This window comes from uncultured Nitrosomonas sp., assembly GCF_902826915.1.
In the GTDB taxonomy this organism is placed as follows: Bacteria; Pseudomonadota; Gammaproteobacteria; order Burkholderiales; family Nitrosomonadaceae; genus Nitrosomonas.
The window spans coordinates 23,924-38,160 of record NZ_CADEGP010000023.1 but is presented as its reverse complement, the minus strand read 5'-3'; the positions used below and the strand labels follow the sequence as shown (position 1 = coordinate 38,160).

Annotated in this window: 10 protein-coding genes and 1 pseudogene; 5 read left to right on the top strand and 6 right to left on the bottom strand. The window is 43.4% G+C overall.

The window, feature by feature from the left end; all coding sequences use genetic code 11:
* Positions 1 to 85 precede the first annotated feature (85 nt).
* Both QZV86_RS05955 and QZV86_RS05950 read right to left on the bottom strand, forming a co-directional pair.
* Entirely contained in the window at positions 86 to 307 is a 222-nt protein-coding gene (locus QZV86_RS05955; RefSeq protein WP_295625002.1) for a hypothetical protein, read from the bottom strand.
* Positions 304 to 633: a hypothetical protein gene (locus tag QZV86_RS05950; protein ID WP_295625000.1), complete on the bottom strand. Its 330-nt coding sequence runs from the start codon at positions 631 to 633 to the stop codon at positions 304 to 306. Before QZV86_RS05950 ends, QZV86_RS05955 begins: the two co-directional genes overlap by 4 nt.
* A gap of 290 nt (positions 634 to 923) precedes the next feature.
* On the opposite strand from QZV86_RS05950, the gene QZV86_RS05945 reads away from it, so the two are divergent.
* A complete protein-coding gene (locus tag QZV86_RS05945; protein ID WP_295624998.1) occupies positions 924 to 1,487 on the top strand; it encodes a plastocyanin/azurin family copper-binding protein in 564 nt (187 codons plus the stop codon).
* A 175-nt stretch (positions 1,488 to 1,662) separates the two neighbouring features.
* Positions 1,663 to 2,457, top strand: coding sequence for a Crp/Fnr family transcriptional regulator (locus QZV86_RS05940; RefSeq protein ID WP_295625006.1), 795 nt, complete (start codon positions 1,663 to 1,665; stop codon positions 2,455 to 2,457).
* A gap of 136 nt (positions 2,458 to 2,593) precedes the next feature.
* On the opposite strand, the gene QZV86_RS05935 is transcribed toward QZV86_RS05940, so the two are convergent.
* A complete protein-coding gene (locus QZV86_RS05935) occupies positions 2,594 to 4,981 on the bottom strand; it encodes an EAL domain-containing protein (RefSeq protein WP_295624996.1) in 2,388 nt (795 codons plus the stop codon).
* 409 nt (positions 4,982 to 5,390) lie between these two features.
* Between QZV86_RS05935 and QZV86_RS05930 the strand changes: the two genes are divergently transcribed.
* Together QZV86_RS05930 and QZV86_RS05925 are read left to right on the top strand one after the other, a co-directional pair.
* Positions 5,391 to 6,686, top strand: a complete 1,296-nt coding sequence (locus QZV86_RS05930) for an outer membrane protein transport protein (protein ID WP_295624994.1) — start codon at positions 5,391 to 5,393, stop codon at positions 6,684 to 6,686.
* 127 nt (positions 6,687 to 6,813) lie between these two features.
* Positions 6,814 to 8,461, top strand: a pseudogene (locus QZV86_RS05925) (ATP-dependent metallopeptidase FtsH/Yme1/Tma family protein).
* Positions 8,462 to 8,503: 42 nt separating this feature from the next.
* On the opposite strand, the gene QZV86_RS05920 reads toward QZV86_RS05925, so the two are convergent.
* The 3 genes from QZV86_RS05920 to gshA all read right to left on the bottom strand — a co-directional run bounded on the left by QZV86_RS05920 (position 8,504) and on the right by gshA (position 11,892).
* Positions 8,504 to 9,421 carry a peptidylprolyl isomerase gene (locus tag QZV86_RS05920; protein ID WP_295624993.1) on the bottom strand — a complete coding sequence of 306 codons (918 nt, stop codon included), beginning with the start codon at positions 9,419 to 9,421 and terminating at the stop codon, positions 8,504 to 8,506.
* Positions 9,422 to 9,610: 189 nt separating this feature from the next.
* A complete protein-coding gene (gene gshB, locus QZV86_RS05915; RefSeq protein ID WP_295624991.1) occupies positions 9,611 to 10,588 on the bottom strand; it encodes a glutathione synthase in 978 nt (325 codons plus the stop codon).
* Positions 10,589 to 10,596: 8 nt separating this feature from the next.
* Positions 10,597 to 11,892 (bottom strand): glutamate--cysteine ligase, encoded by a 1,296-nt coding sequence (gene gshA / locus QZV86_RS05910; protein WP_295624989.1) that lies wholly within the window; start codon positions 11,890 to 11,892, stop codon positions 10,597 to 10,599.
* Positions 11,893 to 12,011: 119 nt separating this feature from the next.
* Between gshA and QZV86_RS05905 the strand changes: the two genes are divergently transcribed.
* On the top strand, positions 12,012 to 13,994 hold the full coding sequence (locus QZV86_RS05905; RefSeq protein ID WP_295624987.1) for a monovalent cation:proton antiporter family protein: 1,983 nt from the start codon (positions 12,012 to 12,014) through the stop codon (positions 13,992 to 13,994).
* The last annotated feature ends 243 nt before the right edge of the window (positions 13,995 to 14,237 follow it).

Genomic DNA, 14,237 nt, shown 5'->3' with positions numbered 1-14,237 from the left:
GATCAAAAACAGCAGGTCGCTTGATTCTCATACACCAGATTTGACTATAGCTCAAGCAACACCGGCGCTGGCTCGACTTATCCGCCTATTTTCTCTCACAACCGTACAAGTTTTCTGGAGAACCCGGTGGGAATTGGGCAACACTGTCAGGGCAGGTAAATGCGCCTTCTACGTTACCAATCTGTCCGTACATTCGAATGCCGATAATCCAAGGATCACGCTCGTACAAGGAGCGTTCCAGCGCGAATGCGAAGAGGTTTGGTTTAAGCCCAAAAACTCTAATGGGCGGTACGTAGGAAAGGGTCAAGGCAAATTGCCCCGGAAGCCCGAAAGTGAGGCGGGTCGGCCAAAAATAGGAGCTTTGTTCAGATCTTCTTCCTTGATGCCATTGAAACCAATCTGTCGTTGCGCAGAGCTGAGTTGGGGAATCCAGTCCAATTCGACCCCGCCTTCGATCGAACCTAACGCTCGACTGCGTGGTACGCTGAGCCCAGATAGGAGTGTGATTGACGTAACATAATTCATCGCCCATGCTTCAGGGCGATTCGAATGAAGAAACTCAGTCTCATTGATGACATCTTGTGCTAATGTTTGACCGTTTGGCACGACGGCTAAGAGACAGATGAGGTGCATTTTAAGTGGCAATGATTTAACCATGAGTAACTGTCTATTATTAGCAGAGATTTCATAGTTCATATGATTAATTAGTAGTGGAACTGCATTAATAATTCAATTCCGTTTCGGTTCTTAATGAGATCTGCGGTATCCTCAAGATTGCGTAGTGCAATGGCAATCAGTTGAATTTAAAGAGCTGTGATATTTCCAGCTTATCGGAAATATATCCGATAAAATATGTATAGACTAATGCATATTTTAAGTGCACTGTCAAATAGGTATGTCTGTTTTATCGAGTGGAGGTTTGTATGTTGCGTTTCATACTTCTATGGCTAATTATTCCATTTTTCGCATCTTCGGTTACTGCAACTGCGGCAACAGTAACGGTAGATATCCAAAACTTTGTGTTCAATCCTAATACAATCACACTTAATGTAGGAGATTCAGTAAATTGGGTTAATCGGGATGGTGCAGTACATAGTGCAACTCAGGATGCTAATTTATGGAGCAGTGATTTAAATACCGGTGAGTCATTTAATTTTATGTTTAATAACCTAGGTACTTATACGTATTTTTGTCGGTTCCACCCGTTTATGAGGGGTACTATTAATGTTTCAGGCCAAGGAACAATAGATCCGATACTGTGTTTTCTCAGTTGGGTTGAGTCTAATTATTCCCAGTTCTTTGCGCCCGCAGGGAACGTAAGTTTATTGACTTTTCCACCTTATACATATCGTTATTATCCTGTAACAGATTCTTACTTAGCAGTTTCCTCTACGGATAATCATGTATATTACATGTTTGGAAATGATGGCATCATATATAATGCAGGAGCGTTTCTCGATTGGCTTGGTACTGCCGGTTGCCAATAAAGTCGTGTGGAATTTTATGCTGTTAAGTGTTTGATATGTATTAATAGATTATGCGGTCCAGTTAAGAGGCTGAGATAAAAACTAGGGTGTTACTAAGCCAAGTTAACAAATTACTGCGAATGATTGCCCAGACTTATATGCTAAATATATAGCGTGCTACGATTTCTTAAATGTGATGACTCTTAAACCAACTGATAATGTAGATAAAGACCGAATCATTGTAGATACCTGTATACCAGAGGTTGAAGAAGCATCTCCTAAAATACAGAATCAGATTCTGGCGGCTTTGCCGCAGAATGAATTTGACGAGATAGCATCTTCATTAAAACTAGTCGATCTGGAAAGGGATCAGGTTTTGTGGGAAATGGATGAAAAACGAAACCATATTTATTTTCCTACTACCGTCATGATTTGTATGCTCTACGACACTGAGGACGGAGATTCGATTGAGGTTGGAATGACAGGTCGACAGGGTATGGTTGGCATCGTAACGTTTGTCGGAGATGCCAGGATGGCTAAAAGAGCCGTTGTCATGAATTCTGGTCAAGCCTATATCATGAAGGCTAATGATGCCGAGAAATATTTTGGGGAATTGCCCTGTTTTCAGGAAATCTGTTTATGTTATACACAGACATTGATTGTTCAGCTTTCTCAAGGAATAATCTGCAATCGTCTGCACTCTATAGATCAGCAACTTTGCCGATATTTGCTGATTTATAACGACATGTTGCGATCTACAGTCTTTCATTTGACCCAGGCACGCATCTCAAATGTTTTGGGTGTGCGCCGTGAAAGCATCTCCACTGCGGCTGCTCAACTTCAAGCCAAAGGGCTTATAAAATACACGCACGGTAAAATAGAATTACTTGATCGGAAGAGCTTGCTGGCTGCCACCTGCGAGTGCTACCAAGTCGTTAAGGAGCAAAACGAAAGAATACTTGGCAAGTATTTCTCCCGCTATAACGCTTAGTGTCAAATACAGGTTTCCAGTTTTACCAGATATAGCTGCCGCATTGAAGTCTCTTGTGTGGAAACTTGAATTTATGCCACGTTACTGCTGTTCGTGTCCAATCGGATTCATATGTGATGCAAAAACGATCTGCAAATTATTGCTGAGTCTTATTGCCAGGTAAGGGTAAATTCGCCTCAAGAGAGGTGGGCTCAGCCACCCAGAAGCCTTGTACATAATCGACACCGATATTTTCCAGAGCTTGTAGTGTTTGATCATTTTCCACCCATACAGCGATGGTTCTAAGCCGCATGATATGGCCGATGTGATGAATCGATTCAACCATTGCCAGGTTGACCGAGTCGGTAAGCATATTTTTGATTAATTGACCGTCTATTTTTAGATAATCAAGTGGGATATTCTTTAAATAACTGAACGATGATAGGTTGCTGCCAAAGTCATCGATGGAGATGCGACAGCCTAATTCCTTCAGGGTAGTGACGAAATGTATGACATGCTTTAAATCGTTCAACGCGTCTTGTTCGCTGATTTCGAAGCAGATGCAGGCGGGATCCAGTTGGTTGGCTTTAATACTATTTATCGTGAGATTAAGGAAATCTTCGTTTTCCAGTGCTTGCCCGGATATATTAATGGTGTAGATCGCATTGGCTGTGTGTGCCGAGTGTGTCCGTATTAGTTGTAATGATTGCTGTACCACCCAGCGATCAATGAGCAACATTTGATCATGCCGCCGAGCGGCAGGTAGAAATGCACTGGGCATAATCAGTTGGCCGTTCTCATCCTTCAAACGTAATAAGATCTCACCCTGTTGTTGTTGCTCTGGATTTTTCGAGATTAACCGGATTGGTTGGTAATAAAGTTGAAAGCGCTGTTTTTCTAAGGCGTTTTGAATGCGAGGTAGCCATTGTATTTCGGCGGAATCTTGCAGGTGATGATCGGATTGATATACCTGCACCTGATTGCGTCCTTGTTCCTTGGCGGCATAACAGGCGCTATCAGCCGCATTGAGCGCATGTTCAATACCCTGGCTTCCATAAGTGATGGAGAATATTCCAATGCTCACGCCAATAGTGAAAGTTTTACCTTGCCATTGGAAACGGAAGTTTTGTACCAGCTCACGCAACGTGTGCGCTACCTGTAGCGCTTGATCTCTAGGGCAGTGTTCAAGGATAACTGCAAATTCATCACCGCCTAGACGTGCTAGTGTGTCTCGTGTGCGCAGCTTGGAATGCAACAATGCGGTTACTTGGCGCAACAATTTGTCACCGGCGCTATGGCCGCAACTGTCGTTGATGATTTTGAATTGATCAAGGTCGAGATAGAGCAGCGCATGTATGTCGTTTTTGCGCGTGGATATCAGAATTTTGCTGAGACGATTTTCGAATTCTTTGCGATTGAGCAGACCGGTCAGTGAATCATGTGCGGCTTGATAGGCAAGCTTTTGTGTCAGTTTGCGCTGTTCTGTTACGTCGCGGAAAGTTATCACGGCACCAATCACGTGCTTTTGTTCGTTCTGGATCGGTGCTACGGCGTAATCAATAATGAACTCTTTTTTGTCTCGGTGGATCAATATGCATTCACGGTGCTCGTGGGAGTTTTCGGATTCATTTAAGTGATCGAAAAGTGGATTCGTGGTCGTCTCCTGAGTAGTTATGTTCATAATGTTGAATACTTTCGGTAGCGAAATGTCGTGTATTTCTTCATTGCTCCAGCCGGTAAGTATTTCCGCGGTTGGATTTAGGAAAGTGACTTTTCCACTGATATCTGTGGTGATGACTGCATCGCCGATACTCGCTAATGTGATTTGAAATAGCTCTTTTTCCTGGTTCAGGATATCGTTAGATATGGTGAGTGCTTCGGTGCGTTCTGCAACTCGTTGCTCCAGTTGGCTTTTGGTTTGAATCAGGCGTTTTAGCAGCTGAATGTTATCAAAACGAAATTTGAGTGAATCCGTGATTGTTAGGTGTAGTTGGTGCGAAATTCTACCCATAGTAAATACAAACAGTAAATAAGTAAGCGCGATGATCATCTGAATGTCACCTTCATGCGTGATGACCTGATAGGTGAAAGGAAGCACAACTGGTATCGAAAAGGCTAAAAAGGCGCCTTTATACGACGATAAAGTAGCCATTGCGCCTGCGACTATGCCGCCCAGTAAGTACGCCAGAAATAATTGATGGGTTTCACTGTCGGTAACAAAAAAAATGCTCCCAGCGGAACCCCATAGTATCCCCGCTAACAATACGCTAATATAAAACCAATGTCCCCAGACTATTGATTCGGCAACGGATGGGTTTTTGCGAAAATAGGCTCTGGTCAACAGAAATCTCGCGAAAGTAAGGGAATAAATTGCCGCCAACCAGCCTAGAAGCCAGTCTTTTCCGATTAGATCCCAAAAAATAAGAATCAACATAGCAGCAACAATCAATGTGACAAATAGCGCCTTAGGAGCTTGCTGGTAAGCTAGTTTGATTTGTTCGGCTAGTAATGAGCCAGAATGTTTGGGGGGAGGTTGAGAATTCACATTGCGACTATTGAATCTTGGCTCTATATAATAAATCTTTTTACGTGAGAACTATGAAGATTGTAGGGGTATTTCTAAATGTTTATCAATGAATCTGCAATAAATAGTTAATTTGGAGTAAAGATACGCAAAGACAAAGCTTTTTAGCAACTTGAAATTTGACAGTAAATGTGCAATCTTCTATGGCAAGATGTTGATAACGTATAAGATAAAAAGTATTCATCACATTAGAAGTCAGAAGATTCTTATATACTTAATATTTATTTTAAGTAAAGTTAGCTGCTATATTGCAACATGCCGAGTAAGACGCTGGATAAAAAATTACAGGAGCATACTCATTAAAACGAGATATATAGCAACTAGTTTATTTTGTCGGAAGTTTCTGTCTCGTGCTGGGTTCATTTTACTCGTGGCTTCAGCACCAGTATCCGGTGCCGGCATTGCTGTGATGGAGCACAGTGTCAAGGAATTGGGGCAGGCGTTCTCCGGTGCACCCACTAATACGAGTGACGGCAGTATGGTGTTCTTTAATCCGGCTGCGATGAGCCAAGTGCGCGGTAAATTGATTTCGGCTGCGAGTTACTATATCGCTCCGTCTGCAACTTTTCATAATAGCTCTTCGCAATTGAGTCCGCAATTGGGCAGCACGCCGCTTACGGGCGGGAATGGCGGAGATTCTGCGCGATCGATTTTTATTCCAAATTTTTATTACGTGCAGGAATTGTCAAACCGAATAGCCTTCGGTTTTGGATTTAATATACCTTATGGTATGCGTAATGGCTATGATTCGGACTGGAAAGGGCGCTACCAAGCCATTGATTCGGAAATTCTGACTATTAATTTGAACCCGTCTTTGTCGTTCAAGGTAACCGAAAAATTTTCTCTAGGTGCTGGTTTTAACGTGCAGTACTTGCGGGCTAAGCTAACCAACGCGGTTGATCTAGGACCGGCATGCTTTTTATTGCAGGGAGCATTGCCATGCCTCAGCCAGGGAATTGCACCGCAAACTGCGGATGGACATATCTCGCTCAAGGGTGATAGTGTCGGTTTTGGTTACAATTTTGGCGCATTCTACACGCTGACACCTGATACTCGATTCGGTGTCAGTTACCGTTCTCGAATCGCCCATGACGTGAAAGGAGATGCGAATTTCACGATACCGGATAAAGCCATTGCATTGACGCAAGGTAATATTCTGGTGGACACTCATGCGGTTACTTCGGTGACTTTGCCAGACACGGTCTTGTTCGGTTTCTCGCACCATCTCAATCCGCGCTGGGAAGTTTCCGCCGATGCGTTATGGACGCATTGGAGCTTGATTCGAGAGCTCAGAACAAATTTCTCTTCATCACAATCCGATGATGTACAAGACCTGAGATGGAACGATACGTGGCGCTATGCTTTTGGGGTTAATTATTTTTCCGCAACCAATAAGTGGGTCCTGCGAACGGGATTTGCTTATGATGAAACGCCGGTTCCTAATGCACAACACAGATCGCCCCGAATTCCCGATAGCAACCGCTATTGGCTGACCGCTGGCTTTACTTATGCAGTTCGGAATAATATTTTTATCCATGGTGCGTATGCGCATCTGTTCATGGATAACCCCTCGATCAGCCGAAGGGGCGTGACTGGGGATTTTCTTTCTGGGCAGTTTTCTGAGCAAATCAATATTGGTGGCCTGCAACTAGATTGGCGTTTCTAGCCCTAGCCATTGGAATTGGTGGGTTGCGGTGCCCGGTGCCGAAACTTATGCAGAGTCGCATTATCCTATAACGTTGCTTCCATCGGCGTGACAGATAAATTTTCTAACCAAATTTCGAGATTAATCAATGGGCAAAAACATACACCTCAATTTCTGGTTTTTTACTGTAGCGCTATTGTCTTTGCTGTTAGTACAAAATTTGTATAAGCAATACACTCAAGTTGAGCCTATTCCTTATAGTCGTTTCCAGCATTTCTTGGAGAAGGGACAGGTAGCTGAGATTGCGATTACCGAGAACCAGATTTTCGGAACATTAAAGGAAAAGCATGCGGATGGCTATAAGGATTTTGTCATTACCCGAGTGGAACCTGAGTTAGCTGAAATCCTGGATAAATACCATGTGGTCTATACCGGTGTGGTGCAAAGCACCTGGTTGCGCGATTTATTATCCTGGATTGTGCCGACAGCAATTTTCGTCGGAATCTGGCTGTTTGTAATACGTCGTATGGGAAGCGGCATGGGAGGCGGATTGATGTCGATCGGTAAAAGCCGCGCCAAAGTGTTTGTAGAAAAGGAAACCAAGGAGACTTTCGATGATGTGGCGGGAATCGACGAAGCTAAGGAGGAATTGGTCGAAATTATCAATTTCTTGAAGAATCCGGTGGATTATGGTCGTTTAGGCGGACGAGCGCCGAAAGGTATTTTGCTAGTGGGACCGCCAGGTACTGGGAAAACTTTGCTAGCACGTGCAGTAGCGGGTGAAGCGGGTGTACCTTTTTTCTCCATTTCCGGCTCGGAATTTGTAGAAATGTTTGTTGGTATCGGCGCGGCCAGGGTCCGTGATTTGTTTGAACAGGCAAGACAAATGGCGCCGGCGATAATTTTTATTGATGAACTGGATGCGTTGGGGCGTGCAAGAGGTGCTTACGGCATGGGAGGCGGTCATGACGAAAAAGAACAAACCCTGAATCAGTTGTTGGCCGAGCTGGATGGTTTCGATTCCAGCAGTGGCATCGTGCTGCTGGCAGCGACCAATCGCCCGGAAATTCTTGATCTGGCATTACTGCGTGCCGGACGATTTGATCGCCAAGTGCTGGTAGATCGTCCAGATAAAATTGGGCGGGAACAAATTCTTAATGTACATGCGAAAAAAGTAAAATTGCATAGCGATGTTAGGATTGAAGAAATTGCAGCGCTAACGCCAGGGTTTACCGGCGCGGATCTGGCGAACCTTATTAACGAGGCAACTTTATTAGCGACCCGGCGCGCTGGGCTACACTATTCAGCGTCCGACCGAAGACCGTTATCTGATGACTCGCGTGGAACTGCAAAACAAAATGGCTGTGCTATTGGGTGGGCGCGCAGCCGAGCAGATCGTATTTGACGAAGTATCTACCGGTGCGGCGGACGACCTGGTGCGTGCCACTGATATTGCTCGTGCTATGGTGCTGCGGTATGGCATGAGCGAGGCTTTGGGTAATGTTGCGTATGATCGGGAGCAGTCGGCATTTCTACAACCCAATGTTCCCATGCCACAAAGCCGTAACTACAGCGAAGAAACTGCCAACAAGATCGATATTGCAGTGCGCGTGCTGGTTGATCAGGCTTTGGAACGTGCAATCAATATACTTCAATCCAACCGCGGGTTGCTGGATCAAGCTGCGCAAGATCTATTGCAAAAAGAAACACTCAATCAACCCGAAATACTTAAATTAAAGCAAGGGATCGTTTTTTCAGTGCATCGCATTGACAAGCCCGGACTCCAGATTGATTGATGGATTTATTTCTTTGAATTATATCGTTGCTACATCGAAATTTTATTCGTAACTGACTAATGTAAATTGGAATGATTCTGCATTGGTTAATTGCATTTGTACGTTATTGATAACGATAGATGCATTGATCATCGCTGATGGAATATGTAATTGACCGCTTGTGCTCGAAAATGTGGCGAGATTGAGTGGTTTATTATTCAGTGGTACTACGCTGTCTGGATCGAGTTCAAATACAATCGAAGGGCTATCTTGAATCAACCGTAAACTCACTTCCAGTACATTGCCCGTTCCGATATCCACTGCAAAACTCAAAATTCCTTGACTGAAAATGCTTGTTACATCGGTGAGTGCAACATCATTTATTCGTACCAAATTATTAAACGAGACAGCTGAAGAGCCATCATAATCTTTCAGTGGTGTTGCAGCGAAACTGCCTCCAAAGTTTCTTATGGGGAGTTCTTCAATAGCGTCGAATACACTCATTCCATCAAAAATAACGCGACCAAATACGGTAAAGCCACCATTTTGATTATCCAAGTTCGAGGAGTTATCTTTTAAATTAACAAACCATTGACTGGTTGCGCTGTTGGGATCGTTACCAAGTTTTGCCATGGCGACGGTTCCTCGGATGTTGGAAATTTTAAATTCATTGATGATCGGAGCAAAAGTATTTACGGCAGTGAGTGATTCGCCAGCGGTGCCAGAGATAATTTTAAAACCGCCGCCTTGAACGACAAAATCAGGAACGCTGCGATGAAAGATGTTATTTGTGTAGGAGGTACTATTGATGTAGTTAATGAAGTTGGTTGTTGTGATCGGTGTCCGCGTTTCAAAAAGTTCAATACAAAATTGCCCCATATTGGTTGTAAAGCAGGCAACTTGGTTAGCATGCGTAATGAGGGATGAAAAAAACAAGCAGACAAGCAATACGGTTTTATACAAGGCTGGATTGAGGCGCATGATGATTGAATATTTTGAATGAGTTGAAATTGGATTCTACTGACAGATGTCTGACCGAGGCAATATTTTTATTTTGGTTATGCAGTTTTGTGCTAGTGAATTTTAGTAATGTAACGAGAATTAGCGGTTTCTCAAATCAATGTGGAAACTGAGAATAATTGTGAGACAGTTTGTTCTATTAAAAATATTTTATATATTAGTTATTTTTGTATTTCTCAATTCGAAGCTTTCTTCAATAGCATCCAGCATCATGGCTGCTACATTAAATCCCGTTTGCTGTGTGATTTCCTGCATTCCGGTAGGGCTGGTCACATTAATTTCGGTTAAATAGTCTCCGATCACGTCCAACCCAACCAACATTAAACCTTTTTTAGCCAATTCCGGGCCTAGCGATTCTACAATTTCCTTATCGTGAGCGGAGAGTGATTGTGTTTTGCCCGTACCCCCCGCAGCGAGATTGCCACGTGTTTCGCCGAGTTTCGGAATGCGCGCTAAGGCAAAAGGTACCGCTTTGCCAGCAATGAGTAGGATACGTTTGTCACCTTGGGCAATTTCAGGAATGAAACGTTGCACCATGATGGTTCGCGTCCCATAGTGAGTCAGCATTTCGAGAATCACGCTGATATTATAATCTTCAAGATGAACACGAAATACATTGGTACCCCCCATACCATCCAGTGGCTTTAAGATAATATCTTGATAGATGCTAAGAAATTCTCTAATTAAATGCGCCTGACTGGTTACTAATGTAGGCGTGACAAATTGTGGAAATTTAGTAATGGCAAGCTTTTCGTTGTAATCGCGGACACTATTGGGGCTGTTAATTACCCAGGCGCCCTGAGCTTCAGCTAATTCCAGCAAGTACGTGCTGTAAACATATTCCATATCAAATGGCGGATCTTTGCGCATTAATACAGCATCGAATTCGCACAAAGGAGTTGCCGAAATATCACTAATTTTGTACCAATTCCCATCTGAGGCCGATGGATTCGTGAGTGACAACACACGTGCGAAGCCTGTGACAATATGATTGATCAATGCAATGTCATGTTGATAAAGTACGGATGTCTGGTGGTTTCGAGCAATGGCTTCACAGATCAAAGCATAGCTCGTGTCCTTATCAATTTTAATGGAATCCAACTGATCGATGATAAAGGCAAGCTTCATGGCAAAGTTTATGCGGAATTTAATTTTGCATCAGAAGAATCGGTTTGTTGCAATTCTAATGCGGCGGCTAGTAGTGCCAAACGCGCCACAACACCATAGGCATAAAAGCGATTCGGAATAATGTTTGACTGGGATGCGTTCGGTTCCAGGCAGGTGGTTTCAAATGCCAGCGGCACAAAATGCATACCGGGAGCATTCAAGTTTTCATCCATGCCGCGCCCAGTATGAACGCGATAAAAACCGCCGACGACGTGGCGATCAATCATATAGATGACTGGCTCCGCTACCGCCTGATTGATCGTTTCAAAGGTGTAAACACCTTCCTGCACCAGTACATGGGAGACCGGTAATCCTTCTTTCACTACAGCCATTTTGTTGCGCTGCTTGCGGTTGAGTTTATAAATATCCGAACCGTCTTTTACGGTCATGATCCCCATTCCGTAGGTTCCTGAATCAGCTTTGACAATGACAAATGGATCTTCCTTGACACCATACTGTTGATATTTCTTCTTGATCACCGAGAGAATTCGATCAATAGCGGCTGCCACACATTCTTCTCCTTGTTTTTCATGAAAATTAATTTCTCCACATGAATTAAAGCGGGGGTTGATTAACCAAGGATCAATGCCAATTAAATCTGCAAATTCAAGCGCAATACGATCATAAGCGGCAAAGTGGTTAGATTTCAGGCGTGTTGCCCAACCGGCATGTAAAGGCGGAATCACGATTTGATTCAGATTTTGTAAAATTTCAGGAATGCCAGTTGATAGATCATTGTTAAGTAGCACAGCGCAGGGTTCAAAATTTTCTAAACCTAATTGGTTATTTTTACGAACAATCGGTTCAAGCCTAATAGACTGTCCATCTGGAAGATCAATACTCGTTGCTGTGGTGACTTCCGGTAATAAGGTGCCGATATGTACATTCAATCCGGCTCGCTGCATGATATTTTGCAAGGCGGCAATATTTTGTAGATAAAAAATATTGCGTGTGTGATTTTCCGGGATCAACAATAAGCTATGCGTATCCGGACATATCCTGTCGATCGCATTCATCATTGCCTGTACACATAAAGGAATGAAGTCTGGGTTTAAATTGTTAAACCCGCCGGGAAATAAATTGGTATCAACCGGTGCTAATTTAAAGCCACTGTTACGTAAATCAACAGAACAATAAAACGGCACTGCGTATTCGCGCCATTTTCCCCTTATCCAATGCTCAATAGTTGGCATGGCATTAATGATACGATTTTCGAGATCAAGAATAGGGCCGCGCAAGGCTGTGGAAAGATGAGGTACTGGCATTTTATACTGAATTATTGAAACCAGAGCCATTATAGCATTATGGATTAAATAGATTGTGATCAGTCCGATCCTCAAGTATCTTATGTTTTTCATATATTTCCTGATGCTATTTGCTTGCCATGATTAATCCGCTGCAACCGGTTCTGATTTTATTGGCTATCGCAGTTCTGGCCGTGGTCGTTTTTCGACTATTGCGCTTACCTCCAATGCTAGGTTATTTATTGGCAGGTGTCAGTATTGGGCCACATGCTTTAGGGTGGATTTCGGATAACGAAGAAACGCGTCATCTGGCTGAATTTGGTGTGGTCTTTCTGATGTTTAGTATTGGCCTGGAATTTAGTTTGACTAAACTTATTGCCATGAAACGCATTGTATTTGGCTTTGGAACGGCGCAAGTGGTAATCACGATTTTGGTAGTTATCGTGATTGCGTGGTTGCTGCAATTGGATTGGCGCATTGGATTGGTGCTCGGAGGGGCTTTAGCCATGTCATCTACTGCCATCGTAAGCAAAATGCTGGCTGAACGGGCTGAACTTAATACATCACATGGGAGGCAAATAATAGGTGTATTACTTTTTCAGGATTTAGCGGTCATTCCATTGCTCATTATCATACCCGCATTGAGGGTTGAGGTTGATGCGGATACCAACGATTTTAGTACTATGCTGACGATCGCAATTGTGAAAATCGTTATTGCATTGGCATTTATTTTATTCATTGGGCAAAAGCTCATGCGTCCATGGTTTCATTTAGTTGCTAGGCAGAAATCTTCGGAGCTGTTTGTTTTAAATGTATTGTTGATTACTCTTGGGTTGGCGTGGATGACGGAATCGGCTGGCTTGTCACTAGCTTTGGGTGCATTCCTTGCGGGCATGTTGATTTCCGAGACGGAATATCGCTATCAAGTTGAAGACGATATCAAACCATTCCGAGATGTATTATTAGGCTTGTTTTTTGTGACTATTGGCATGTTGCTGGACATGCAAGTGCTTATAGAGAATTGTTTCTGGGTATTTGTCATCCTGATAACACTCATTATTTTTAAAATTATCGTGATTACTGGTTTGTCACGCTTATTCGGTGCTGAGTCCAATGTGGCGATAAGAGCAGGGTTAAGTTTAGCGCAAGGTGGTGAATTCGGGTTTATTTTGTTGGCGCAGGCGAGTGCAGTTGGATTAATGGAGAATTCAATTCTCCAGCCTGTTTTGGCAGCGATGGTGCTGTCGATGTTTGTTGCACCATTCCTGATTGAATATAGTGAGCCAATGATTCAGCGCTTTTACGGCTCGGATTGGATGCATCGTGCTATGCAAATAACATCCATCGCAACACAAACCATGGTGACACAAAATCATGTCATTGTATGCGGCTATGGGCGAAGCGGGCAAAGCATAGCGCGTATTTTCGAGCAAGAATCAATACCGTTTGTTGCATTGGACCTTGATCCGCAACGTATTCATGAAGCGACCAGTGCAGGGGAGTCAGTTGTTTATGGCGATGCAGCGCGTCGTGAAGTATTAATTGCAGCAGGGTTGATGCGTGCGAGAGTATTGGTTGTGAGCTACTCCAATACCATTTCGACCTTAAAAATTTTGAAACATGTGCAGGAATTGCGTCCAGATCTGTCTGTTGTCGTTCGAACCCGTGATGATTCTGATATTGATTTATTGAAGGATGCGGGTGCTACGGAAGTCGTGGCAGAGATCATGGAAGGGAGCTTGATGCTGGCATCCCATGCTTTGATGTTTGTTAACATTTCGACGGGTCGCATATTGCGCCGCATACGGGAAATTCGTGAGCAGCGATACAGCTTATTGCGTGGCTTCTATCACGGATTGACCGATGAGACGGAAAACGATCATGAGAAATTATTTCCACGGTTACTCACAATAATGATTACTCCGAGCGCAGCGGCTATCAATAAAACTTTGCGCGATCTTGATTTGGCCAGCCTGGCTGTTGAGGTAACTGCGGTGAGAAGGCGAAACATTCGTGGATTAATGCCTACTGGCGAGACACGACTTGAAGCGGGTGACGTTATTGTACTCAGAGGTACGCAAGATAATTTGGCTGCTGCAGAAATTAAATTATTACAAGGATAAAAGAATTATTTTTCATTCATGTAATGAGAAAATACCCTATTCATATTGTGACTTTATTAAAAAGATTTCAGTGGTTTACGTCACGTAAAAATAGACAGTACAACGAAGAAAGTGTATAGTCCCCACGCTGCCCTTTACTCTTGTGATTCAGAAAAGGGAAAGTGTTGAAGCAATTTGAGATTGTCTCAACAAATTAAGAATGGCGCATAAAAAAAAGCGCAAAGTTCATCATTTATGGAGGGA